The sequence below is a fragment of the Lysinibacillus sp. CTST325 genome (genome assembly GCF_054665055.1).
In genome coordinates, this window is sequence record NZ_BAAFHO010000001.1 from 855720 (window position 1) to 882339 (window position 26620).

Below are 26620 nucleotides of genomic sequence, written 5' to 3' on the forward strand. Positions count from 1 at the left end.
TCCTCCTTATCGATTACTTTTCATATTGGCACGTAATTTTTTAATCGCAATTGTTAAACAAACAACAATGATCAATGAATAAGCTATTAAATAACTAATCCATACAGGTAATTTCACTCCTGAAACTTGCACTAAAGCATCGCCCATAGATGATGAAGTAAGCGTAAGCATTAATGCACCTGGGTTAATAGAAGCCCAGAAGTAAGTCATATAAGAAGTACCAGTACCTGTGGCATTCCCCATTTGATGGAAGGCCATTGATAAGAAGAAGAAAAACGCTGTAATGCCACCTAAAAAAATGATCGAACCATACGTTGAAATCATCGCAACAATTGTTCGCTTTGTAATGGTTGAAAACATAACACCAATACTACCAATGGCTACAACTGTTAATAAATAAAATAAAAATATCGAGATTAATTGAGACGGTGATACGCCTCCAAATAAAAACACTAAACTATACAATGGTAACCCTGCGATAAGCATTAATACTAAAAATGCTACCGAGGATAATAATTTTCCAATAATGATTTGAGTAGAGCTTTGTGTCGTTGTTAGTAAAATATTTAATGTTTGCTTTTCCCTTTCACTACTAATTGCACCGGCAGTTAAGCTCGGTGTAATGAAAAGAACAAGCGCCATTTGTAATATTGTTAAGACTGCGAACATCATAAAGCTTGTGTCTGGTCTAAAGAAACCCTTGCCTGTGAATCCCGTTGTTATAAGCAAAAATCCTACGATAAAAATACTAATAACCGCTAAATAAAACATTAACCCTGAAAAGCTTTTAAAAGAACGGAAGCGTAACTTCAATTCTTTTACGAATACTGGATTATAAAATCGTTCCATCATTGATTGTCCGCTCCCTTCGTAATAGCCATAAAGACATCCTCTAAATCTTTTTCCTCTTCGCTTAATGCATAAATAGGTAAATTCGCAAGTATTGCCTTTTTCAATAGTGCTACCTGATCGTCATCTGTTCCTCGGTAATTAAAGGCTATCTCTAAGCGATTATCCATTACATCTATAGAAGAGATCAGTGGATCCTCCTCCAAAAACGCACGTACCTCGTTTAAACGATCCGTTACTTTTACTACGATACGCTTCTCCCCCTGCAGCTGCGCTTGAATGGAAGCCACATTGCCATGAGCGATAAGCTTACCATTATCAATCACACCGATTTCATCACACATTTCTGCAAGCTCAGGCAAAATATGTGAGGAGATTAAAATCGTTTTTCCCATAGATTTTAAATTCCGTAAAATATCTCGCATTTCTACCCGGGCACGTGGATCCAAGCCTGAAGCAGGTTCATCCAAAATTAATACTTTCGGATCGTGGATAAGTGCACGTGCCAAACATAGACGCTGCTTCATCCCACGTGACAATAAATCAACATATTCATGATGTTTATTTGTTAAATTTACGAGCTCTAGTAGCTGTGGAATAAGTACTTTTCGTTCAGCTGCCCCAATGCCGTAGCTGGCACCGTAAAAGTCTAAGTATTCGTCTACTTTTAGTTGATCATAAACGCCAAAGAAATCTGGCATATACCCAATTTGTTTTCGAACTTCCTTTGGTTCCTTAATAACGCTTTTCCCATTAATAATGGCATCACCTGAAGTTGGAGATAGCAAGGTTGCTAAAATCGAGAATGTAGTCGATTTACCTGCCCCATTGGCACCTACAAAACCAAAGACAACCCCTTCCTCCAAAGATAAATTCAAATGATCTAGTGCTGTGAAGGAGCCGTATCTTTTCGTTAAATCACGAATTTCAATCATTATTTCGCCACTCCCTTCAGCTCTACATCTGGTAATCTTGTTTCCTCACCTGTTTGATCTGGTCCGAATTTAATCTCAATCAGCAATTCATCATTATTATTGAAGTATTTTTTTATGTTACCTGTAAACACCTGTTTCGCATCTACCAATGGCTCATAATTTTTCGTTTCGTTATTCCAAATCGATAGCTGCATGCGGTCAATATCCTTATTTGAAACTGTCAATTCGTTTAATGTTTGAACTGAATTCATAAACTTATCTGGCATCGCGATGGATACTTCGTAGGAACCATCAGACAAGCGCCAACTATTTAATTGTTCATCTACTTTTTCAGCATACGAATTAGGAGACAGTTGGTTTACTGAATACGTAAAGTTGTTACGTTTCATCGTAAATGGTCCTGATAACTCTACTTTGCCTTCAAATGGCTGAACAAAATAGGAAATCGGTGACATACTAGCACTTGTTTCTAGCTCAACCCCAGCAATTGCTTGGTCTGCCCATGCTGTAATGACAGGTTTTTTATCACTTTCTACAAGCGGTAATGCCATAGATTTCATACGCTCGATACGTGAAGGATTCACGTCTTCCTTCTTCGTTGGATAATTATTAAAATTGTAATTAGTAAAATCAGATGGTTTTTGAAGAACCGTTGCTTTTAGCTCTGTGTCGACTTTAAGTGTACCGTTCGCTTCGATGTCGCCAAGTTTAACTTCTTTAATGCCAGAGATTAGAGTAACGTCCTTTATGGCAAACGGGAAATTGTTCTTAATTGTCCCAGTTAGCTTTTCATTATTTAACGTAATATCGATATCCATCTTCCCAATATTTTGTGCCGCTGACTTCCCTGCAAACGATTGCACAGACCAATAGCTTAAATCACGTAATGTTAACGTTGAACCATTGGCATTTTCCTTAATATAGGATATTTCGTGTAAATCCTCCCTTACCCCTGCGAAATCATTAGAATTTCGCAGCGCGATTGCACTTGTATTCTTATCTGCATTAACAACAAAATCGCCACTACGATTCGTTAAAATGGACTCTACATAATAACCATTTACACTACTATCTTCATTTATTTTATAAAATGCAGATTGTTGAATTTGCGGTTGCCCAATTCGATCTTTTGCACCAAAAATAAATAGAGCAATAGATAACACAATTGATATCGCAGGAATGATCCACCATGCATGCTCACGTTTGTCTATTTTCTTTAAAATGAAATATAAAATAGGTCCGATAATTAAAATATATAAAATAATAACTATTAGCATATAGCTAACAGATACTTCAAACGAAGGGAATAGTTCATTTATGTTACGCAGGTCATATGAAATCTGATCCACTGGTGACTGTCCATTTACCATCATCCCTTGTTGTGACATCTTTTGAATATTTATCAATTTTGCCACTAGTGCTGGGTAGCCATCCATAGATGCAAGTGGTTGATCTCCTAAAGAAAAGGCTGTTTGAATAATTTCTCCACTGCCTACTTTTTTCTTAGCCGCTAAAATCTTATTGTTATCTGTTAATACAGGAGTACTTCCTTGCTTTTCAGTTGCCCCATAAATAGAAATAGGTTGTTTAAAAGTTCCTCCGCCTGATAATTTTGATAGGCTATCTGCAGAAACGGATGTCATTTGCTCGGATAATGCTAATGGTAAATAATCCTTGAAAATACCTGCTGTTGCATTTACTTGATCAGCAGCTCCTACTAATAATGTTCCACCATTCTGTACCCAATTTAGCAAGGACTCTTGTTGCTTTTGCGATAAATCAGCAATAGCAATTTCATCGATGACGATAACATTCGCCATTGCAAATCCTTGTGTATCCTCTGGCAGTTTATAATCCTTGATTTGCTTTAAATTGAAAACTTCAACATTATTTTGAGGAGCTAATTGGGATAGCTTGAAAAATGCTGATAAACGATCACTTTTATCCGTTAATGTATAAATAAAAACCGATGAAGGATCTAAAAGGTTACCTTGTAGCTGCTTTGTTCCTTTATAAGCAACCTTTTTTCCTTTTTCTATACCTCCTTCAAAAAACGCGAAAGAATCTGCATTCGAGTTATTATAGTTATCGATACCTTCTAGATAAATATCAAATGTTTTTTCTTCTCCCGCCGCTATATCTATTGGAAGCACTTTAGCTGACGCAGCTTGATAGGAACCGGAAGCATCGATGACCATATCTCCAGAAAAATCTGTACCATTATTTTTTACTGTTATTTGAATTGGCACAACTGATTGATATTTTGCTTTACCTGCAATCCCTGCCTTAGCTTGGACATCCAATGTAGCTGCTGCACTTGCCTTCTCCATAGGTAAAATAAGGCTGATAACAAGCATGAAAAGCAGTATGAATGCCGTAATATTCTTTTTTTTCAAAAACTCAACCCCTTTTTATGTAAATTGCTGGCTACATAATTATACGTTTAAAATTGCATTTTGTTCCATTTCTTACGACATCTTCATGAATATTCATAAACTCTTAAGAATTAACTAATCATCAAAATGTGTGGTTGATTTCCGTTCCTACTGGGCGCTTTGTTGCTGTCGCTTCGCTTTCGCACAGAGCAAAGCTTCCTGGGGGCGTCCGATGAGCCGCTTCACTCGCGCTGCTCGCTCCAGGGTCTCGGGCCAACACGAGGTTGGTCACGAAGGCGTTTATCACAGGACGTGATGGTTTTAGCCTTCGTTCCTCTAATTGCTGATCCCCAAGGAGTTGCGCAGTCTCCACTCCAATTAACTATATGCAGGGCTCATGTTTTAATAAATAGAGTCTTAACTTTTGTCTATAGACTAAAAATTGCTCATTAAGTGCAACTTTAATCAGCTGGAATCTTGATTGTCTTTCACCAATCAGGCTATTAAGGAGAGTAAAAAAAGGCAATCCCAAGTGAATCACTTGAGACTGCCTTGATATTATTTTTATTTCGTATAATCAAACAAACATCGTGCATGGTCTTGCACTACCTCTACAAAAGCCTCTACTTGTCGTAACTCAAATGAAGATTCATAGCCAATTAACCAAGTATCACGCGTTATACCAAATTCTTTTTCATTATTCGTTAATGCTATTTTATTAATGCCATCATTGTCACTTAAAGTGATTGAAGGTAAAATAGCATAACCAATGCCGTTCAATGCCATTTGCTTACAAATTTCAATCTGATCCACTAAAATTTGCTTTCTTGGATTTGAAGCGAAATGCTGCTGCCACCATTGTTGAATTTCCTGATAGTAATTGGAATCACTTTTATATTGAATAAAAGGTCGGTCTGTCGTCAGGACATCTTCTATAGTTTTTAGCTCTTTATCTACTAAATAAAGGGTGTCACGAAATAGGTGAATTTTTTCCCCTTTCCAATCAACCTGCCCACGCACAATCCCTATATGAGCCTCACCCTCATAAAGCGCTTTTACAATTTCAGAGCTCCAGCCAGTCATAAGAGAGATTTTTGCATCAGGATATTTCGATACAAAATCCTTTAATATTATCGGAAGCCAGTTTTGGCCGACAATCGATGCACAGGCGATTTTCAATGTCCCGTTTACTTTTGTCGTTAATGATTGGATCGTTTCAAATATCTCTTCTTTTTTGCTGAGCATTTCAGTTGCATAGGCAATAATAAGTTCTCCCGCAGGTGTCGCCGTAAGTCCTTTTTGCGAACGAATAAATAACTGCGCACCCCAGTCCTTTTCAATAGTCTGCAACCGTTGTGAAAGTGCTGGCTGAGATAAAAACAAACGTTCTGCTGCTTTACGCATATTACGTTCCTCTGCTAGTACTTTTAAAATTTCAGCCTCTGTTGCCATCAATCAGTAAACCTCCGATACAAGCAAAGAGGGCCTCATGATTTTCATCTGAGTTCCCTCTTAAACTACTACTCTTTTTGATAAATATATTTTTTCAATTGCTTTAATATAACACGTCTCGTTAAAATTCCCGCAAATGTTCCTTCTTCGTCCACAACACATAAAAAGGCGTGATTAATAACTAAGTCGAGCGCTCGCTGAAAAGTATCCGTCAACTTTAATACAGCGATATCTTTCTCCATTATTGTATCTACTTTAATATCGGGTAGCTTTTCATATTCAATATGTTCTAGTCCAAGAATGGATTCAGTAATCATTTTCATACTTAGTAAACCTTGAAGTCGATATTTCAAATCTAAAACAGGTATCGATGAATACCCTGTACGTGTAAGTACTAAGAGTGCATGTTCCGCACTATTTCCACTTTGTACATGCGCAACCTTTTCAGATGAAATAATAAAATCACTAATTGGCATTGCTAATAAATCTTTGCTGTTAGTTGAAATCATGAACTTCTTCTCCTTTTCTGTCCTCGCTTTGCAGAACAGGATGCTTCCCTTTTATCATATCATAACTATTCCTTTTATGACTACGACAAGGCCGAGAAGAGTTTTTTATAAAGTAACGAATTATTTTAGCATTTTGAACAAAACTAAGTATTGAAAGTCCATATATACGAGAGTTTTATTTGAGGGCAATGAAGAAATATCTTCATCCAGCCTCATTTATAAAATATGAACTGAATGAAGATATTATTTACTTAATATCCAGCCTTACTCCAGTAATAAAAAATCATTATTCCTAAAAAGAGTAAAAAAATGATATATACCCAAACAACTGGGTTGAGCATAGTCGAATACTCTTCAACGGTTTCAGAAATCGGCGTATCATTTTCTGATTTCCGTTGAGACGTCATTTTAGCAATTTTCAGCGTCGACACAAGCGAAATGGCAGAAATAATCGTAATGGCAATAAGAGCCGGTATTAACCACATACCCATAGGCAAAACTCCTTTCTTTCCCCTTAGTATGCGTCAACCCAGCTCTCCATTATGCAAAGTTTTTGTTATCAATTATGCCTCAGCCTAATTGCCGCTGTCGCTACACAGAAAAAATTTAGAATGGATACTGATTAAGCCATTGCCCGCCATCAAGTGTCACACATTCACCGTTCATGTAACTTGCTTTATTAGACATTATAAATGTAGCTAAATCTGCAATTTCTTCAGGAGTACCTGTCCGGCCTAACGGAACAGAGTCTAGCGTACGAGCAGCTGCAGCCTCTGATTCCCAAAGCTTTTCCGCACCACCCGTACGCTCAATTGGACCAGGAGCAATCGCATTTACTCGAATGCCATATTGTTTCCCCCATTCAACAGCCAACGTTCGAGTTAATGACAATACACCTGCTTTAGCTGCTGCAGAATGAATAACACCAGCACCTGCATTCCATGCGTAAGTTGCAACCATATTAAGAATAGATCCCTTAATATTATTTTGAATCCAGTACTTACCAACTGCCGAAGAACAAAAGAATGTCCCATTTAAAACAATATCAATAACAGTCTTCCAACCATTTGATGATAAATCCTCTGCACGCACTATAAAATTACCAGCCGCATTATTCACAAGCCCATCAACTTGTCCAAACTTTTCAACAGCAAATGCTAGCATTGCCTCTGCATGTTCAGGCACTCGAACATCCATTTGGAATGTTTCAATCGTTTTTCCAACCTCTAAAATAAAAGCTTTCGCCTCTGCTAATCGCTCCTCATTACGACCTGTAATGACAACATTTGCCCCTTCAGCAACGAATTGCTTTGCCATATAAAGCCCCATGCCATTTGATCCACCTGTAATAATAATTGTTTTCCCCTGCAACATACGATTTCCCCCTTTTAAAAAATGAATGGTGATTCATATAAATATTACTATATTTTCTCGTATATGTCATATTAATTCTGCAAAACGACATGGATCGGTCCTGTTAGCAGGGATTCTTAAGTTGTGGGGGTATTTTACTGGCGCGGGGGGATTCTCTTCTCTTCCGTGGGGATTTCTGTGGCGCGCGGGGGGATTCTCTTCTCTTCCGCGGGTATTTCTCTAGCGCGCGGGGGTTCGCTTCTCTTCCGCGGGTATTTCCATGGCGCGCGAGTATCCACTTCTCTTCCACGAATATTTCTCTGGCGCGGGGGGGGATTTGTTTCTCTTCCGCGGGGATTTCTCTGGCGGGCGCGGGGGTTCGCTTCTCTTCCGCGGGGATTTCTCTGGCGCGGGGGGATTCTCTTCTCTTCCGTGGGTATTTGCTTCCCTTCCGCGGGTATTTGCCTCTCCTCCGCAGGTATTTGCTTCCCTTCCGCGGGTATTTGCCTCTCCTCCGCGGGTATTTACCTCTCTTCCGCGGGTATTTCCTTCCCTTCCGCGGGGATTTGCCTCTCTTCCGCGGGGATTTGCTTCCCTTCCGCGGGGATTTACCTCTCTTCCGCGGGGATTTACCTCTCTTTCGCGGGGATTTACCTCTCTTCCGCGGGTATTTACCTCTCTTTCGCGGGGATTTACCTCTCTTCCGCGGGGATTTACCTCTCTTCCGCGGGTATTTCCATGGTGCGTGGGGATTCGCTTCCCTTCCGCGGGTATTTGCTTCCCTTTCGCGAGGATTTCCATGGCGCGCGAGTATCCACTTCTCTTCCGCGAATATTTCTCTGGCGCGGGGGGATTCGCTTCTCTTCCGTGGGTATTTGCTTCCCTTCCGCGGGGATTTGCCTCTCCTCCGCGGGGATTTACCTCTCTTCCGCGGGTATTTCCTTCCCTTCCGCGGGGATTTACCTCTCTTCCGCGGGGATTTACCTCTCTTCCGCGGGTATTTACCTCCCTTCCGCGGGGATTTACCTCTCTTCCGCGGGGATTTACCTCTCTTCCGCGGGTATTTACCTCTCTTCCGCGGGTATTTCCATGGCGCGTGGGGATTCGCTTCCCTTCCGCAGGGATTTACCTCCCTTCCGTGGGGATTTACCTCCCTTCCGCGGGTATTTGCCTCTCTTCCGCGGGTATTTGCCTCTCTTCCGCGGGTATTTGCCTCTCTTCCGCGGGTATTTGCCTCTCTTCCGCGGGTATTTGCCTCTCTTCCGCGGGTATTTCCATGGCGCGGGGGGATTCGCTTCTCTTCCGTGGGTATTTACTTCTCTTCCGCGAATATTTCTCTGGCGCGGGGGGATTCGCTTCTCTTCCGTGGGTATTTGCTTCCCTTCCGCGGGTATTTCCATGGCGCGCGCGAGTATCCACCTCTCTTCCGCGGGTATTCGCGCGCGGAGATTAAGAACTCGCTTCTTGATTACTTGCTTTAGTGGCTTCCTTTGCAATATTAACTTTCCAAAAAACGATAGTGGTGCTATCTCTGACACCATTTTTTTTGATATTATTTAACATTGACCAAATGCTCTCTTGATCCTTAGCGTTAAAAAATGAATTATAAATGTTAATAGGGTTTGAATATGGTTCATGAGGACATTCAAGTAAGCCATCTGTGGTTAGAAAAAGGCGATTTTCTCCTTTTCTTAATTCTTTAATTCCAACACTGTAGCAAGGGACGTCCTGTTCAAAAGTATTGACTTGTCCTATCCATTCGTAAAATTGCCTTTGATTTAATTGAAACTGACCTAATGCAGCCAATTCCTGATGAAATAAAAAAAGAACACAGTCTCCAACTGAAAACCACCATACATATTTATCTTTTCTTACGACGATTAAGCATGCAGTTTCTCCAGTAATATTCCTGCAAACAGATAAGAACTCTTCGGATTGAAATATCGTTAAAATCTTCTCTTCAAGTCTTTTAAAGGTTTGATGGTTTGTTGGTAATGATAATAAATGTTTAATTTCATCTTTATAATAAAAAAATTGCTCAATAATGATTTGAGCGCTCTCAGATGTATTATGCGCATCTAGTAAAATAGAAAATTCCCAATCTTGCTTTTCATCGAGCCATACTAAACAGCCATCTTCGTTTTTATATTGGCCTGCATCGGAATTACCACCATATCGTCCAACAATAACATGATTAATTTGATAAAGATTTGGGTGATCTATGAAGTTATCTTGACTACCTATCCAACTAAAATCTTCTATAGAATCACTCATATGCATTATTCTCCAGATATGCTCTAATACGTGTACAAAGTTTAACTACTTCGCTATTGTCACCCATTGGAGCATCTTCCCAATCATAAACATCATTCGGTCCCCAATACTGTTTAGGGGTGTTAGGATATCGAGGAATTAAATGCATATGCAAATGTGGTACTGAATTTCCAGAAACCAATGAATAGATATGCTCTGCCTTTTCACACTCCATTATTGCCTTACTAACTCTAGCCATAATAACGCCAAATGCTTTTGCCTCTTCTAGAGTCATATCTCCGAGAGTAGGGACATGTCTTTTTAAATCTATCATGATATGACCTAAATAATTGGGTGCTCCATTCCTATCTATATGCCCAACATAAACATATTCGTCTTCATAAATCATGACCCCTGAAGTTTGAATGTTGCCTGTGTGTTTATTGCAAATAAAACATTCTTCCATTAACATCCACCTCTTTGTTTAAATTTTCAAAATTATAACACAACTATTAATACATTTGAATATTTTCCTAAACTAATAAAAATAGAGATACAAATTACAATAATTTGTACCTCTATTTTAGACAGTTTCTTTTCAAATTCCTAAAACTCATAATGATAGGCAATTTTATAAAGCTCCATTAGCTCTTCCTGTGTCGGAACCTTAGGATTATTTCCAGGGCTACCGCTAGCAATTGCATCAGCTGTCATTTTTGGAATAGCTGCGTAAAAGGCTTGTTCTTCAATTCCCCACTGTTTTAAATTTCCTATATCCATCTTCTTGCACATTCCCTTTATCGAAACAATAGCTAAATCGGCAAGCTCCTCTTGAGATAACTGCTCATTATCTTTATTAAAAAATTTACCTAAATCCGCTAGTCGATCGACACAAGCGTCCTTTGAAAATTCTAATACTGCTGGCAAAAGCATGGCATTTGAAATACCGTGGGGCACATGGAATAACGCTCCAATTGGACGAGACATGCCATGTACTAAAGCAACAGAAGCATTTGAAAATGAAAGACCGGCTTGCATTGAGCCTAGTGACATCGCTTCCCGAGCTTCAATATCATTACCTTGCTCATAAGTTTTTAAAATATTATTTACGATTAACTCCATGGCTGATAGTGCCAGCACATTCGAATAAGGATGTGCTAATCGAGATAAATAACTTTCGATGGCATGACTTAATGCATCGATACCAGTCGCTGCAGTGATGGAGGGTGGAGAAGTAACCGTTAAAATCGGATCTACGATTGCTATGTTTGGCATAAATGCAGGTTGCTTTATCATCATTTTCACGTCATTTTCCGTATTCGTAATGACTGTTGCATCCGTGGCTTCTGAGCCTGTTCCTGCTGTTGTCGGTATAGCGATATGTGGGATCGGTGTTTGCTCTGCAATTTTTGCCATTTTCATATAATCACCAATGTAGCCACCATTCGTTGCAACTACTGCGATTGCTTTTCCTGTATCGATACAGCTCCCACCACCGACGGAAATAATAATATCGCAGCCCTCAGATTTTAAAATATGGAGCCCCTCTGCTACATACGTATCTATTGGTTCCGTTGTTACGCCTAAAAATGAAATCGCTTCCAAACCACTAGCTCTTAATAAAGTACTACATTGATTAACAAAGCCTAAGCTATCCATTATCGGATCACTAATGATAAGAGCCTTAGTCCCCAATTTTTTCGCATAGTCGCCTACTTCTTCAAAAGAATCTCGTCCATAAACGATCGTTCCTGGCGAATGAACCGTATAAATTGTTTTTGTTTGAATCATATTTCATCCTCCTAAGCTATTGTGCTGTATAACCGCCATCCAAAAGTATTGCTTGACCTGTTATACCCTTTGCGATATCACTAGCTAAATAAAGCGCAAGTCCTGTAACTTCCGATACATCTAGTAAGCGTTTTTGAGGAACGAGTGGGTAAAGTACCTGCTCAAGCACTTCCTCTACTTGAATTCCCCTTGTTTTTGCCAAATCCGTAAATTGATTACGCACTAATTCTGTATCGACATAGCCTGGACAAATGGCATTCACGGTTATCCCCTCAGTTGCAACCTCTAGTGCCGCCACTTTCGTGAGACCGACAAGTCCATGTTTGGCCGCATTATAGCCAGCCTTACCCGCAAACCCAATAACGCCATTAATAGATGCCATATTTATAATGCGTCCAAACTTATTTTGCTTCATATGTGGTAAGACATATTTCATTGCTACAAAAGGTGCAACAAGCATCACTTTTTGCATGGATTCGAAGATTTCCGTCGCGAAATCCTCTATAAGAGAAACATGCTGAAACCCTGCGTTGTTAATTAAAATATCTATTGTCTTAAACTTTTTAATAGTAAAGTCAATCGCATCACGTATTGCCTGTTCATTCGTAACATCACATGTGTATGCAGTTAATTGTGGATAGTGTTGAATTGCCTCCGCTAAAAGCTGTTCATTCATATCTGTTATCACGACGTTCGCTCCCTGCTCAGCAAACGCTAGCGCCATGGATAACCCGATACCACGGGCTGCTCCAGTAATAAAAACTGTTTTTCCTTTCACGCAATCCCTCCTGGAATAATGAATCCTATCTATGATTTGAGCCATTTAAAAAGAGCTGTAAAAGAATACAGCTCTTCATTTGTATTAGTCGTTATTGCTTGGGAATGCAAACGTAGATGCTGTTGAAGCATGCCCTGTCATCCAACGCTCTGATATTGTTTTTGTTTTTGTGAAGAAGCGTGCTTGATCAGGACCAAACATATGACCTTCTCCAAAACGAGAACCTTTAAATCCAGCAAAGTTATGGTAGCCTACTGGGATTGGAATTGGTACATTCACGCCAACCATTCCAACATCGATTTCTGTTGTAAATTTACGAGCTGCTAAACCGTCATTCGTAAAGATTGTTACCCCATTTCCAAGCTCATGCTTATTAATAAGTTGGATGGCTTCGTCCAATGAATCAACACGTACAACATTTCGTGCTGGACCAAATATTTCTTGTTCATAAATTTCCATGCCTGGTTTTACGTTATCTAGCAATGTTGGCCCTACAAAGAATCCTTTTGACTCTTTGACAATATCAAGTTCACGACCATCACAAACAACTGTTGCCCCTTCAGACTCTCCTCGATTGATCGCAGCAATAATCGCTTCCTTCGATTGCTGTGAAATGACAGGGCCAAAATCTGTCTCTGGATTTGTATATGAGCCTACCTTCAAGTTTGTGATTTTTTCCTTTAATATTTCAACAAGGCGATCTGCTGTATCCTTTCCAACAGGCATAATCGTAGAAATAGCCATACAACGTTGAGAGGCCGCTCCATAAGCTGCGCCGATAAATGCATTTGCTACCTGATCAAGATCTGCATCAGGCATAACAACCATATTGTTTTTTCCTCCACCAAGTGCTGTGACACGTTTACCGTATTTCGAGCCTGTTTCATAAATATATTTGGCAACTGGTGTCGACCCTACAAATGAAATTGCTTCCACACTCGGGTTTTCTAATAATTCATTAACTGCATCTTTATCTCCATTTACTACCGTCCAAATACCATCCGGTAACCCAGCCTTTTTCCAAAGCTCGCTAACAAATAAAGCAGTCATAGGAACACGTTCGGAAGCTTTTAAAATAACGGCATTGCCCACAGCAATTGCCATACTTGTTTGCGCTAAAGGTACCATGATTGGGAAATTAAATGGCGAAATAGCCGCTACAACACCTAATGGGTATTTAGCAGAGTAAGCATTAATGTCACCACCAACATTGACTGAATACTCCCCCTTCATTAAATGAGGTGCATTGATTGCTAAGTCAACAGACTCTATACCACGTGTAATTTCGCCTTTCGCATCCTCAATGGTTTTACCGCTTTCTGTACAAATAATTTGTAAAAGCTCCTCCATATTTTCAGTTATAAGATTACGGAACTTTAAGACAATCTCAGCACGTTTAGCTACTGACGTATCTCTCCATTGTGGAAATGCTGCCTGTGCCTTATCGATTGCCTCCCGAGTTTCTTCTGCAGTGGCAAGTGGCACCTTGGCAATGACCTCACCCGTCGTTGGATTAAATACTGAACCGAAGCGTCCGCTTTTCCCTTCTACTAGTTCCCCACCAATAAAGTGTGTTAAAGTTTTAACCTCTTGTGCTGTTGTCAATTTATTGTCCTCCTTTAAAATTGTTCAATTTTACATGTTTCTTTTAAACTTAAATAAGCAGCCGACATATCATTTTCTCCATAGCCTTGCTGAGAAATATCACTATAAAGATCCACTAATTTATTCCCGATTCGAAGTGGTACCCCTGCTTCTTCTGCCATATTTTTCGCTAGCTTCAAATCTTTTAATAATAGATTTGTAGAAAAACCTGGCTGATAGTTGTCGTTTTTCATGTATTCTAAAAAATTACGTTCATAAATACGGCTTTGACCGTAACTATTACTTAACACTTCAAACAATGTATCTGCATGAATACCCATCTTTTCTCCAAGCACGATTGTTTCAGCGACTGCCTCTGTATAAAATCCAATCATTAAATTATTGAGTAATTTTATACGTGTACCTACACTTGAAGACGTACCAAGATGATAAATATTCTTTCCTACTATTCGGAATATTCCGGAGCCACTTTGATAATCCTCCTCTTCACCACCAACCATTATCGTAAGTGTCGCATTAATAGCACCTACAACACCTCCACTAACAGGTGCCCCAAGATATCGTAATCCCAATGATTGTGCTTCCTTATGTAAGGAATCATTCAATTCGGGATTTACTGTACTAAAGTCTATTAATAAACTTCCTTTCTTAGCATGATGCATTATACCCTGTTCAGATCTATATACTTGTTCCACTACTTGTGGTGTCGGCAAGCTCGTCATAATAATATCGCTTTGCTCAGCAACTTCCTTTGCTGTTGCAAGCCCAACTCCACCTTCTTTTTTAAATTGCTCCACTGCTTGTGAATTAGTATCAAAGCCATATACCTTATAGCCAGCCTTTAATAAATTTACTGACATCGGTAACCCCATATTGCCTAAGCCGATAAAACCTAGTTTCTCCGTCATTATTGACCTCCCCCGTTCCTTGAAAATCCAATGAACACTAGCCAAACCCTACTCTTTTATCGTAACATTAATAACGTGATTTATTAATTGACCAAAGTCATTGACTACGGTCAATTAAATGATAATCAAATCAAATCCATTACGTCAATCAAAACATTTTATATTTTCAGAATTTTTCTATAAAAAATATGTAAAATACTTTAACTTGAAGGGATTGTCCAATATGAATTCATTGACTAGCCGTCAAAAAAAGGCATTAGAAACACGAGAAAAATTACTCAAAGCATCATTAGATTTATTCAATATACATGGATTCGAGCATGTATCTATTGAGCAAATTACTAAAGCCTGTAATGTATCAAAAGGAACATTTTACACACACTTCCCATCCAAGTACGATGTTATTTTAGAAAAATTTAAAGAGCTAGATAGTTTTTATGGCTCTGTGGAAAAAAATATTGATCGGACATTGCCTGCAAGTAAAAAAATTTTATTGCTGTATCAAGAACAAATGAAGTATTTAACAACTGTTGTTGGAAAAGATTTGTTACGAACTGTGTATACTGCTGCGATGACAAATCAAGTGGAACAAGATCATTATTTAATAAATCCACAAAGAATGATTTTCCAAATTATGAACAGTTATATCGAAGAAGGTATTCAACTTGGGGAGTTTCGTCACGATATAGAGGTTAATCAAATTCAAGCAATTATTCAACGTTGTATGCGTGCAAATGTCTATGATTGGTTAATCCACAATGAAGATTTCAATTTAGCTGCAGAAATGGCGCAATTTACTGCTATTGTGTTAGATGGATTGAAAGTAGAAAATAAATAGCTCATTTTAGACATGCTTGCTCAGGTGGAACTGCTTATGTTTGGGTAAAGAACTTTTCTGATCCGGTTGTATCTCCGTTCACTCAGGTTGCCAGAAGAACTGCCCAGGTAAAGCCACTATTTGATCGAGTTGACCGGAGATGTGATCGGGTCAAGTCCTTTTTTGATCAGGTTGTACCTGCATTTCGCTTAGATCCCCCCTTCCCCAAACTTTAAAAAAAGTAGCACTTCATCCAATTCACGATGAAGTGCTACTTGATTTGTTTTCATTAGCTGACAAAATATTTATTAACAATCGTTTCTACAGGTAATGGCTTGTTATATAAAAAGCCTTGGCCTTTTTGGCAACTATGACGTTTTAGGAAATCCACCTGTGATGGTTCCTCGATTCCTTCAGCAATGACCTCTAATCCCAAGTTATGGGACATTGAAATAATGGCCTTAATAATTGCCTCATTTTTATCATCTTTCGTAATATCAGCTATAAATGATTGATCAATTTTTATGATGTCTATCGGATAACGCTTTAAATAGCTTAAAGATGAATAGCCTGTTCCAAAATCATCAACTGAAACATAAACACCTAGTTGCTTTAATTCAGTTAAAATTGAAAATGTTTCATGAACATTAGTCATGGAGCTTTCGGTAATTTCCACCTCTAATAATTCAGGTGGCACATTATACTTTTTCAAGGCAGTTTTAATTTTCCGAGCAAAGTTTTCTTTTCTAAATTGTTTTGGTGAAATATTGATGGCAATTCGCACTGGTCGATAGCCCTTCATCTGCCACTCTTTTTGATAGCGACATACCTCGTCAATAATCCAATCACCGATTTCAATTATTAAGCCTGATGCCTCCGCAATAGGTATAAACTGTGCAGGAGACACAAAGCCAAATTTCCGATTATTCCATCGTAATAACGCCTCAAAGCTATTGATGCTGTTATTCGTTAAATCCATTTGCGGCTGTAAATGAATACTTAGCTCATTAAATTCGATAGCACGACGTAAATGGGCCTCCATTAGCGCTTCATTTGGAAAAATAGTTGTCATATCTTCACGATAGTAACGGTAGTGTGAGCGCCCATGCTCTTTTACAGAAAACAATGCTTTATCTGCTTTACGTACAAGTGTTTCTAAATCCTTGCCATCTGCTGGACTGAGTGAAATACCAATTGACACGCTAATAAAATATTCCTGCCCATCAATCATGAATGGCTGTTTTAATGCGTCTAAAATAGCATTAGCGGTATGTTCAATTTTGTTGATGGTTGCATCTTTTAGAACAAAAATAAATTCATCGCTATTATAACGATAAAGCGAGCATTTGGAGTAACAGAGCTCGCGAAGTCTATGACTAAACATTCGCATAAGTTCATCACCCTTACTTTCACCAAGGGATTCATTAAACTTTTTAAAGCGATCAATATCCACTAAAATAATAGCCGCTTGCTTATTATGCTTTTTACCATTTAAATGCTGAAGCCAATGCTCCTTAAAAGCCTTACGATTCCAAATACCCGTTAATTCATCCATTAATGCTAGGTAATAAAAGGCCTCATGATCATTCATAAATGAAGTGGCATCTTTCACAAATAAATGTACACCTATAATTTCACCATGAAAGTACGTTGGATGCGTTCTTAAATAAAAAGGTTCTTTACTTAGCAATTGACCTTTAAACATACATTGGGGCATACCAAATGCTGAGCCCTCAATAGTTTTTGCGAATAATAATTTAAATTCGTTGATATACTTACTCTCTAATAATGAAAAAATATTTTGACCTATCAAGCTTTGATGTTCTTTTGACAATAGAGAAGTGGCAACAACGTTTTGGTGAATAATGCGACCTTGTAAATCAGTTGTTAGTACCGGACTTACGTGTTGTTCCACAAATTGCAAATACGGTTCTATCTCATTCTGTTTCTCCCGTAGAATAACTGCTATAACTGATTTTTCTAAAGGTTGTACACGAACAACAAATGTTTTTACTGTGTGCTCCGTACTTTCCTTTAGACTTTGGTCTATATTTAATTCCTGTTGTAATATATTTGATAATTGCAGCCAACATTGCTCCGTAAAAAATTGCTCTGCGTTGGTGGCTTTCACATCTTGTAGCTTAATAAATGACGGTAGCTTTTCGTTAAAATGAACGACTTCAAATGCTTTTGTATCAACTTTTCTCAAACATACGATTGCATCAAATGGGTTGAGTTGTATGAATTGATGATAGCCTGCAAATTGCGCTACACTCTCTTTATATTTTTTCATTATATCCCTCACTAAGTAGCGTGTTTGCTTTATTCTTCGTCTAGCGTAGGTTTTAATGCATCCTTTAGGAAAATTTCCTGACTATTAATCGGATCTTCACCACGGTCAAACTCTTTATAATGATATTTTCCATTGGAGTCTTGAATACGAGCTTTTGCTGTATCCTCAAGTTGTGTATTCATGATGTTAATAATACGAGCTTTTGCATCGCTTGCATATACAGGGAATAAAATTTCCACACGTTTAATCATATTACGAGTCATCATATCTGCTGAAGATAAGTAGACTTTATTTTCCCCATTATGATGGAACCAATAAATACGAGAATGCTCAAGGAAACGACCAACAATACTCGTTACTGTTATGTTTTCACTAATTCCAGGGATACCTGGTCTAATGCAACAAATACCACGAATGATCAGCTCTACTTTCACACCTGCAATAGACGCCTCATATAGCTTCATCATTAAGTCTTTGTCCGTTAGTGAATTCATTTTAGCTCGAATAAAACCATTCCCATACTTCTTATGACAAGCAATTTCCTCATCCATTAACCTAATAAATTCGTCTCGAATATCAAATGGCGCCACGACTAAATGATTAAAAATTGGCTTTTCTGTATAACCGCTTAAATAGTTAAAGAAGTTAGTTGCATCAATGCCAAATTCCTTATCTGTTGTTATTATACCCATATCTGTATAAATTTTAGCAGTTGCATCATTATAATTTCCTGTTCCAAGATGTACAAAACGCTCAATTTTTCCATTTCGACGACTTACAACAAGCGTTATTTTCGAGTGTGTTTTTAAGTTATTCATACCGTAAATGACCAGGCAGCCAGCTTGCTCAAGTTGCTTTGCCCAATGCACATTATTTTCTTCATCAAAACGTGCCTTCAATTCAACTAACACTGTTACCTGTTTACCATTTTCCGCCGCGAACTTTAATGCTTGTATAATGGGTGAGTTACCACTAACACGATATAATGTTTGCTTAATTGCTAAAACGTTCGGATTAACGGCCGCTTCTGAGATAAAATCTACAATTGGCGCAAACGACTCATATGGGTGATGGAAAAATATATCTTGTTGTAGAGCTTTTTCAAAAATATTTTCATCCGATTGCAAATCTAATGGTGGCTGCGGAATAAAGCTTTCATATTCTAAATGTTCTCGACCAACAGATATACCTTTTACAAACGAGAACATAAATGTTAAATCTAGCGGTCCATCTATATGAAAAACATCTGTTTCTTCAATTTCAAATTCTTCTAGTAAGTATGTAAGAACTTCCTCGCTCATCTCACCCTCACGAACTTCTAGACGGCTCCCTACACCCCATTTACGTTTTTTTAGCTCTTTTTCAATTTCTACAAGTAAATCTCGTGCACCTTCCTCATGAATCGTTAAATCCGCATTACGTGTCAAACGGAAAGCCTGTGCTGATTTAACACTGTAACCATAAAAGAGCTTTTCGATATGCGCTACAATCACGTCTTCTAATAAGACAATAACTGTCTCTCCATCTGCTGATGGTACTTTAATATAACGATCTAAGACAGATGGAACTTGTACGATCGCTACCTTTTCACGATTTTCTAAGTCGGTTTCATCTTGCTCTAATAAAACAAGTAAATTTAAAGTTTTACCAAGCAAAGTTGGGAAGGGACGATACGCATCTACAGCTACGGGTGTTAAAACAGGGAAGATGGTTTCTGCAAACATTTCATTGACGAATGCTTTCTGTGTATTATTTAAGTCTTTCATGTCTGCAATATGTACATTATGTTGTGGTAATAAATCATATATTAAATGTCTATAAACTTCAGTTTGTCGGCGCACTAATGCCTGAGTTCGCTCTGCAATTTTTGCTAATTGTTCTTTTGGTGTTAAGCCTGATTTATTTTCAGGCTTATGGAAACCTGCACGTACCTGATCTTGTAGACCTGCAACACGCACCATAAAAAATTCATCTAGATTCGAACTAAATATTGCCAAAAATTTCAATCGTTCTAGCAGAGGATTGTTGACATCCTCTGCTTCCTCTAAAACTCGTTCGTTGAAGGCTAACCAGCTTAATTCACGATTATTATAGTATTGCGGCTTAGCGATTTCCTCTAGTAAACGACCTTGTGCTTCTGTTAAATCCCCTTCGCTTAACTGATTCTTCGTCACTTCAGTTGTCATAATTGCTCAACCCTTCTTCAATAAAGTTTATTTTTATAGGTATTTTTAGTGCGCGTTCTAGATGTTTTTCATGTCGATTTGCTTGATATTTTTCAGCGGCCGCATTGTGTTTCACATAGATGTTAAGCTGAACATAATCCTCTTTTGTTTGCATCTTAATGGTACGTACAATCTTTCTTTTAGATACATTTAACGCATAGACAAATTTTAAAAGTGCGCCAAAGTCTCGTATTTTACGATACTCCTCACGACTCATCCATTCTGTAAAAGGAGCTGCGAATCGCTGATAATAATCTTTATTTTTATACGAGGCTAAGAGTGCTAATTTCACACGCTCTTTATGATTTAGCCCATCGATAGATTGGTTCGCAATTAAATAAAAGGTATGCTGGCTCGCCGAACTTAACTCAATATACTCCCCTATATTAAAAACCTTCGCCGCTTTCGCCAATAAATGCAAATCTTTTGGATTATGTTGTAAATAACCGAGGTGGCAGCATTCACGGTACAATTGATCCGTTAAACGCGTCAAATAGTCCACTTCTTTTTCAGTTCGACCATACTGACGAGCCAATCTTTTAGCGTTTCCCTCAAACACATTGTTCTTATCAAACGCACTTTTATCTGTTTGCAAAATACGCTGTATAATGAGCCCTTCTCGCAAACCCTTTTTTGTTATCTGGAACAACTTACTGCCGACAACCTCCATTAACACATTGAAAACCTCTAGTGCAGGAGCGATGATGTCCGCACGATCTGCCGAAAGCCCATCTAACTGTTTCAATTCATTAAAACTTAAACTACCTAAAAACATACTGAGCTCAACTAAATTTTCCTTAGTCATTTCGTAGCCATGTACACTTGCTATTGGATATGCATGTTTTTGTTGATGAATTTGGGCAATATTTCGAGCACTACCACCAATGGCGATAATCGGTAAACCGATATCCTGAATCCACGGAAGTGATTTGAACCGTTCTTTAACAAATGCAATGAGTTCCTTTTTTTCACTACCATTCATAATCTCGCCCTTTACAAAACGTTGCTTTAAAGAAACTGTACCAAAAGGAAAACTATAAGATTTCTGTAGTTCTTTATTTTCAAAAAGCGTTATTTCTGTACTACCACCACCAATATCGATAGTTACAGCGGACTTCGTGCCTATTGAATGCGCTACAGCAACAAAGCCATAATAGGCCTCTTCTTCTTCAGATAAAAGCTCTATTTGAATGCCTGTCTGTTCTTTCATTAAGGTAATAATTTCTGCTCTATTTGTTGCCTGACGGATCGCAGCTGTTGCAGCAGCTTTAACATCAGTCACTTCAAAATCATCGAGCATTGCTTTAAAAGTCAATAATGTTTCTGTTAATACTTGAATACCTTCTTCAGACATTTCACCAGAGGGCTGTAAATATGTACGTAAACGTGCAACCGTTTTAATATTTCCAATCTCACGAAGTCCCTCTTCTTTATCGTATTGATACAATACTAATCGGATGGTGTTGGAGCCAATATCGATGATAGCAGTTTTTAATTCATTCAAATTATCACTTCCTTAACGCATACATTCATACTACTTGCTGATCGTTTAGCCCCTTGGTTTGTAGATACAAACCTGCGAGATCTTAGCTTGCCAGTGTCCGGATACTTACGTCAAAGTTGTATAGACCTCCCAACAAATTGACCCTTATTATTTTGTTCCTAGCATCATTTATCTATACAAAAAAGCCGGAGCCTAAAAGCGGCATCCGACTTTCTTTAACTTCTTTCAGCAGGAGCCCCCACCTCTATAGATGGTGAGATGAATGCGAATTTAAGTTACTTTTCAGTGGGTATCCAAACATCCGCTGAAATATAGGAACTCAGTCTAAGAACGCCACGTCCTGTGGCAACGACTGAGTGACCTAAAGCCTCCGGCGGATGTCACGGAAATCGGAAAGAGTTCTTAGAGGATGTTAGCCTAAAATCATCGCATCCATGCGATAACGGCTAACTGACCTGCATCGGTAAAAACGCCACGTCCTGTGGCATTACCGAAATGACCGACATCGTGTCGGCCCTCGTGCAGGCCTAAGCACAAAGCCGATTCCGGACGCAATTATGCCGAGGCATAATTGATATTATGAATATTCAGGATACCCATTATTAATATTGTGAAGTACCTTTATCTCTATTGTTACACCCTGATAAAACTTAATTTTATAAGATAAGTTGATCTATTCGTAAAATAAGCTCCGCAATTTCAGGCTTACTAATTTGATCCTCTGCACCTACTTGGTCACCTTTATGACGAAGATCATCCGTAATTAAGCTTGAGAAAATAATAACAGGAAGCTTTTGGAGATCTGGATGCTCTTTTATTTTACGTGTTAAATGATGCCCATCCATTTGTGGCATTTCAATGTCCGTCACAACTAATTGAATATGCTCGGCTACTTCGTTACCACCTTTGACGATGGATTCGAGATATTCATAAGCATCACGGCCATTTTCAAAGAATTCAACATTCGCATAACCTGCCTCATTCATAGTATCGAATAAGAGCTTACGTAGTAATGGTGAATCTTCCGCAATTAAAATTCGTTTTTCAGAGCGCTCACGTTTACCGAGCTTTTTAACGGATTCTACACTAATACCAGAATCTGGATTTATATCTACCATAATTCTTTCGAAATCAAGTAATAAAATCATCTGTTCATTTTGCTTAATAACACCAATTACTTGTGATGTTCCTCCTTGATACATATCAGAAGGTTTCTCGATTTGATTCCATGAAATACGGTGGATCTGCGTTACATTATCTACATGGAATACTACGCGCTGTTTATTAAACTCAGCTACAATATATTTTTGCTGAGGACTACGCTCTGCATTTTGAATACCCAATACTCGGAGCATATCAACTACTGGTAAAACCTCGCCTCGTAATTGAATGATCCCTTCTACATGCGGGTGCGCGTGTGGAATAAATGTTACTGGAATCGGTTGAATAATTTCCTTTACTTTAATAACGTTAATACCAAATTTATTGTTTGCTACTTCAAATTCAACAATTTCTAGCTCATTTGTGCCACTTTCTAACAATATACCTTTATGTTCCAAAGCAACCCCGCTCCTTTCTCCTCAACTTCAATTTAATTCTATTTATAATTCAATTGTATCATAGGCAATACATTTCTCCTACTTGCTTTTTCCAATTTTATCATGAACATGGGGTATCATCATAACATTGGGTTGATTTCCATTCCGACAGGGCGCTCGCCTGGGGTTGCATACGTTTTTTCAAATGTCATCTCTAACTTTCGAGCCATTAATTTTCAAATGTATCAATAGGCCAATTATCGTCATCACAATTAATGTCGATAATGCAACACGACTTGCTAGCGTCCCGTAATCTTTCATCCATAATGTGACCGTTCCGTAGACTGCCGGCCCAATAATGGAGGATACTTTACCTGAGAATGCAAATAAGCCAAAAAACTGACCCCTTTTTTCTTCTGGAGACAATTCAATAATATATGTTCTAGATGTTACCCACATGGATCCTAGTGATACGCCAAACATACTACCTGCAAGCCAGAACATCCATTGCTCTGTTGCAAAGACAGCAAATGTTAAAGCAACAATCATTAATAGCGCCACCACGGTAATCGCACGTTTGGCTCCAATTGCTTTTGTAATATAACCAAATGCAAAAGAGCCAATAATAGTTGAAACTGTAGACACTAAATAAAGCACGATAAATTGACCCGACGTAAAGCCGACAATCGTTGTTGCATATACAGCCATCATTGCAATGGTTGTTGCAATGGCATCATTTAAAAAGAAATAAGCAATCATAAAGGTGAAAATAGTTTTATATTGCTTCATGTCTTTAAAGGTTTGAACAATTTCCTTATAACCATCTAGAAATTTAATAGGCTTGCGCTGAGACCTTGGAATTGGTGTATCTCTATTAATAAAAAATAATGGCAAAGAAAATAACAAATATAAAATTGCAGTTGGAATAAATGCTCGATGGAATCCACTGTTTCCTACATACAAATAAACAAGTAGTCCAAGAATTGTACCAAGATAACCAATCGCTACCCCATAGCCAGAAATAAGGGGCATTTCTTCTTTTGTTCCTAAATCACTCATCATTGAATCATAGAACACTAGACTTGAATTAAAGAAAAATTTTGCGACGATAAAGCTAACTACAACTAAAAATAAACTAAGTGGCACACCTGAATAATTTGTTGTCGTCTGTAGATTCGCAAAAACCCCCATCATAAAGGTGAAGAAGATGGAGATCGATGCAAACCACACTATAAATCTCTTTTTATAGCCCGTATTATCAATCCATACACCAAAGAGTGGCGAAAAAACGACGAGGAAAAAGCTAGCAATGGCATTCGCATAAGAAATAAACGTGCTTGCCACCTGCTGCATTACCTCATTCGTCCCTAAAACTTCATCCATATAAAACGGGAAAAATATAGTATTAATATTTGAAGAAAATATTGTATTGGCAAAATCATAAAATGCCCACGATAAAATTGGCAGCGATAAATAAAGTGCTAACTGACTCCGATGCTGTGCGTCTCCTACTGAATTCCGCTTCATAAAACCCTCCTCCCCATTCTCTATTATATGATCAATTATGCCTCGGCATAATTGCGTCCGGAATCGGCTTTGTGCTCGCACAAAGAACTCTTTTCCGATTCCGTGACATCCGCCGGAGGCTTTAACTTCTTTCAGCGGATATTTGGACACCCACTGAAAAGTAACTTAAAACTGCATACATCTCACCACCCATATAGGCGGGAGACTTCTGCTGAAAGAAGTTAAATAAATTCCCTCATGTAATAAAAAATACCTTTTATTTAAAGAAAATTAACACTATTTACAATATACAATTATTTTCATTTAGCTGACACTCTAAAATAATTAGCCTTAGCTGTGCACAACTAAAACTTGATAAGAAAACAGTATCTCCTCCATCTTCAAAGTAAAAAAAGATATCCAAGTCCCCTCACTTGGATATCCTTATGTTATTGAAAAAACATTGTCCAAAAATAAAATGTCTATCCATGCTACTCGCTTTCCTGTGAGGAGAGTCGAGCCGTATACTCCACTTTGTGGCTGATATCGTTAAGTTAGCACTACGCTTTCGCACATAAAAAACAGTGCTGAAGTATTGTCTTATCATTATTAATTAGTGTTTATACTAGAAGATATATGCTTCGTGAAGGGATTGGTTGGAGTGTAGACTGGGCGACTCCTCGGGGATTAGCGATATAGAGGAACAAAGGCTAAAAGCATCACATCCTGTGATAACGCCTTCGTGACCAACATCCTGTTGCCCCGAGACCCTGGAGCGAGCATCGCGAGTGAAGCGGCTCATCGGACGCCCCCAGGAAGCTCTGCTCTGTGCGAAAGCGAAGCGTCAGCAACAAAGCGACCAGTCGGAACGGAAACCAACCCCTCGTTGTGCAGAAGAGAGCCCTACTTTCTTAACGGAAACCTTAACCATTTTTTAACACTCTAAAGATATCCAAGCCCCCTCGCTTGGATATCCTTTTTACTATTCTTCTATATTCACCCACATAGAAGACCATTTTTCAATTGCTTTTAGGACCGGCGCAAGTTCATGTCCTTTTTCTGTTAACTCGTATTCAATCACTACAGGTGTCGATGGAATAACAGTGCGTTTCACAATATTCTCTATCTCTAATTCTTTTAATCTCTCCGTTAACACGCGACTGCTAATACCCATTTGTTTTTTCATTGTTGAGTATCGTTGAGGACCTTCTAATAACTGATAAATAAGCAGGGTGTTCCAGCTATGATTTAATATTTTTAGCGCCTTTTCAAATCGTGGGCAAATTTTTTTTTGATCCAATTTACCTGCCTCCTAAGTACTTCGTTCTTATATAACAGTATATCATTTTTTCGAAAATCATTTTCAAAAATAAAATTAAGTTACTTGACAAAAGTTGTTTTTAAAAATAAACTAAGTTACGAAATGTAAGCAAAGAAAAAACAAAAGGAGTTTATTAAACTATGCAAAATATCGGTTCAACTATTTTACGCGTGGTGCTTGGCTTTATTTTTGCCGCTCACGGATTTCAAAAGTTTCAAGGTGGTATCGGCTTCACAGCTGATTATTTTGATGCCATTGGTATTCCAGGCTTTATGGCTTATATCGTTGCCATTATAGAACTAGTCGGTGGTGTTGCAATTATTCTAGGTTTAGGCACAAGACTTTTTGGCGCTTTATTGACAGTGACTATGATTGTTGCCATTTTTACGGCGAAGCTTAGTGTTGGCTTTATCGGCGAAAACGGCTTAGCTGGATATGAATTTGATTTAGCTTTAGCTGCAATTGCTTTATACTTTGCACTTGCAGGAGCATCTAGTTTTTCTTTAGACGCAAAACTTTTTGATAAAGAGTAATGTTTCATAGTTTACTATTTTCTGTGTGTTAGTGAGCTGCTTCTTTATCAAATATAAAACCCGAAGTACCCATCC

Annotated in this window: 25 protein-coding genes; 2 read left to right on the top strand and 23 right to left on the bottom strand. The window is 38.3% G+C overall.

All coding sequences use genetic code 11. The features are described 5' to 3' along the window. Window positions 1–6: 6 nt before the first annotated feature. The 15 genes from ACYQ73_RS04265 to ACYQ73_RS04335 all read right to left on the bottom strand — a co-directional run bounded on the left by ACYQ73_RS04265 (window position 7) and on the right by ACYQ73_RS04335 (window position 14808). Window positions 7–852, bottom strand: a complete 846-nt coding sequence (locus ACYQ73_RS04265; protein WP_460011292.1) for an ABC transporter permease — start codon at window positions 850–852, stop codon at window positions 7–9. Continuing rightward, window positions 849–1784, bottom strand: coding sequence for an ABC transporter ATP-binding protein (locus ACYQ73_RS04270; RefSeq protein ID WP_460011293.1), 936 nt, complete (start codon window positions 1782–1784; stop codon window positions 849–851). Before ACYQ73_RS04270 ends, ACYQ73_RS04265 begins: the two co-directional genes overlap by 4 nt. Further along, entirely contained in the window at window positions 1784–4180 is a 2397-nt protein-coding gene (locus tag ACYQ73_RS04275) for a DUF7408 domain-containing protein (protein ID WP_460011294.1), read from the bottom strand. Before ACYQ73_RS04275 ends, ACYQ73_RS04270 begins: the two co-directional genes overlap by 1 nt. A 543-nt stretch (window positions 4181–4723) precedes the next feature. After that, complete coding sequence (locus tag ACYQ73_RS04280) at window positions 4724–5611, bottom strand: LysR family transcriptional regulator (protein ID WP_460011516.1); 888 nt, start codon at window positions 5609–5611, stop codon at window positions 4724–4726. Between the two features lie 68 nt (window positions 5612–5679). Beyond that, window positions 5680–6120, bottom strand: coding sequence for a cyclic-di-AMP-binding protein CbpB (gene cbpB / locus ACYQ73_RS04285; protein ID WP_100543286.1), 441 nt, complete (start codon window positions 6118–6120; stop codon window positions 5680–5682). A 251-nt stretch (window positions 6121–6371) separates the two neighbouring features. Next, window positions 6372–6611, bottom strand: a complete 240-nt coding sequence (locus ACYQ73_RS04290) for a short-chain dehydrogenase (protein WP_323645396.1) — start codon at window positions 6609–6611, stop codon at window positions 6372–6374. A 115-nt stretch (window positions 6612–6726) separates the two neighbouring features. Continuing rightward, window positions 6727–7494: a 2,4-dienoyl-CoA reductase gene (gene fadH / locus ACYQ73_RS04295; protein WP_460011295.1), complete on the bottom strand. Its 768-nt coding sequence runs from the start codon at window positions 7492–7494 to the stop codon at window positions 6727–6729. Window positions 7495–7713: 219 nt separating this feature from the next. Further along, a complete protein-coding gene (locus ACYQ73_RS04300) occupies window positions 7714–8274 on the bottom strand; it encodes a hypothetical protein (protein WP_460011296.1) in 561 nt (186 codons plus the stop codon). 263 nt (window positions 8275–8537) lie between these two features. Then, a complete protein-coding gene (locus ACYQ73_RS04305; RefSeq protein ID WP_460011297.1) occupies window positions 8538–8873 on the bottom strand; it encodes a hypothetical protein in 336 nt (111 codons plus the stop codon). A 49-nt stretch (window positions 8874–8922) separates the two neighbouring features. Continuing rightward, complete coding sequence (locus tag ACYQ73_RS04310; protein ID WP_460011298.1) at window positions 8923–9747, bottom strand: protein phosphatase 2C domain-containing protein; 825 nt, start codon at window positions 9745–9747, stop codon at window positions 8923–8925. Beyond that, entirely contained in the window at window positions 9740–10192 is a 453-nt protein-coding gene (locus tag ACYQ73_RS04315; protein ID WP_460011299.1) for an HIT family protein, read from the bottom strand. The genes ACYQ73_RS04310 and ACYQ73_RS04315 overlap by 8 nt, the downstream gene beginning before the upstream one ends. A 140-nt stretch (window positions 10193–10332) precedes the next feature. Beyond that, window positions 10333–11517 (bottom strand): iron-containing alcohol dehydrogenase, encoded by a 1185-nt coding sequence (locus ACYQ73_RS04320; RefSeq protein WP_460011300.1) that lies wholly within the window; start codon window positions 11515–11517, stop codon window positions 10333–10335. Between the two features lie 16 nt (window positions 11518–11533). Beyond that, complete coding sequence (locus ACYQ73_RS04325; protein WP_460011301.1) at window positions 11534–12295, bottom strand: 3-hydroxybutyrate dehydrogenase; 762 nt, start codon at window positions 12293–12295, stop codon at window positions 11534–11536. A gap of 84 nt (window positions 12296–12379) precedes the next feature. Continuing rightward, entirely contained in the window at window positions 12380–13900 is a 1521-nt protein-coding gene (locus ACYQ73_RS04330; RefSeq protein WP_460011302.1) for a CoA-acylating methylmalonate-semialdehyde dehydrogenase, read from the bottom strand. A 14-nt stretch (window positions 13901–13914) separates the two neighbouring features. After that, complete coding sequence (locus ACYQ73_RS04335; RefSeq protein WP_460011303.1) at window positions 13915–14808, bottom strand: NAD(P)-dependent oxidoreductase; 894 nt, start codon at window positions 14806–14808, stop codon at window positions 13915–13917. Between the two features lie 223 nt (window positions 14809–15031). On the opposite strand from ACYQ73_RS04335, the gene ACYQ73_RS04340 reads away from it, so the two are divergent. Further along, window positions 15032–15646 carry a TetR/AcrR family transcriptional regulator gene (locus ACYQ73_RS04340; protein WP_460011304.1) on the top strand — a complete coding sequence of 205 codons (615 nt, stop codon included), beginning with the start codon at window positions 15032–15034 and terminating at the stop codon, window positions 15644–15646. Between the two features lie 268 nt (window positions 15647–15914). Here ACYQ73_RS04340 and ACYQ73_RS04345 read toward each other — a convergent pair whose 3' ends face one another. The 8 genes from ACYQ73_RS04345 to ACYQ73_RS04380 form a co-directional block, all read right to left on the bottom strand. Then, on the bottom strand, window positions 15915–17918 hold the full coding sequence (locus tag ACYQ73_RS04345) for an EAL domain-containing protein (protein WP_460011305.1): 2004 nt from the start codon (window positions 17916–17918) through the stop codon (window positions 15915–15917). A gap of 29 nt (window positions 17919–17947) precedes the next feature. Then, complete coding sequence (locus ACYQ73_RS04350) at window positions 17948–20104, bottom strand: RNA degradosome polyphosphate kinase (RefSeq protein WP_460011306.1); 2157 nt, start codon at window positions 20102–20104, stop codon at window positions 17948–17950. Beyond that, a complete protein-coding gene (locus ACYQ73_RS04355) occupies window positions 20094–21647 on the bottom strand; it encodes a Ppx/GppA phosphatase family protein (protein ID WP_460011307.1) in 1554 nt (517 codons plus the stop codon). The genes ACYQ73_RS04350 and ACYQ73_RS04355 overlap by 11 nt, the downstream gene beginning before the upstream one ends. 423 nt (window positions 21648–22070) lie before the next feature. After that, entirely contained in the window at window positions 22071–22202 is a 132-nt protein-coding gene (locus tag ACYQ73_RS04360) for a hypothetical protein (RefSeq protein WP_460011308.1), read from the bottom strand. 101 nt (window positions 22203–22303) lie between these two features. After that, window positions 22304–23206: a chemotaxis protein gene (locus ACYQ73_RS04365; RefSeq protein ID WP_370076896.1), complete on the bottom strand. Its 903-nt coding sequence runs from the start codon at window positions 23204–23206 to the stop codon at window positions 22304–22306. 180 nt (window positions 23207–23386) lie between these two features. Then, a complete protein-coding gene (locus tag ACYQ73_RS04370; RefSeq protein WP_460011309.1) occupies window positions 23387–24712 on the bottom strand; it encodes an MFS transporter in 1326 nt (441 codons plus the stop codon). 604 nt (window positions 24713–25316) lie between these two features. Next, window positions 25317–25493 (bottom strand): hypothetical protein, encoded by a 177-nt coding sequence (locus ACYQ73_RS04375; RefSeq protein ID WP_460011310.1) that lies wholly within the window; start codon window positions 25491–25493, stop codon window positions 25317–25319. A gap of 180 nt (window positions 25494–25673) precedes the next feature. Beyond that, window positions 25674–25991 carry a winged helix-turn-helix transcriptional regulator gene (locus ACYQ73_RS04380; protein ID WP_460011311.1) on the bottom strand — a complete coding sequence of 106 codons (318 nt, stop codon included), beginning with the start codon at window positions 25989–25991 and terminating at the stop codon, window positions 25674–25676. Window positions 25992–26152: 161 nt separating this feature from the next. Here ACYQ73_RS04380 and ACYQ73_RS04385 point away from each other — a divergent pair, with 161 nt between their 5' ends. Beyond that, window positions 26153–26545, top strand: a complete 393-nt coding sequence (locus tag ACYQ73_RS04385; RefSeq protein WP_460011312.1) for a DoxX family protein — start codon at window positions 26153–26155, stop codon at window positions 26543–26545. The last annotated feature ends 75 nt before the right edge of the window (window positions 26546–26620 follow it).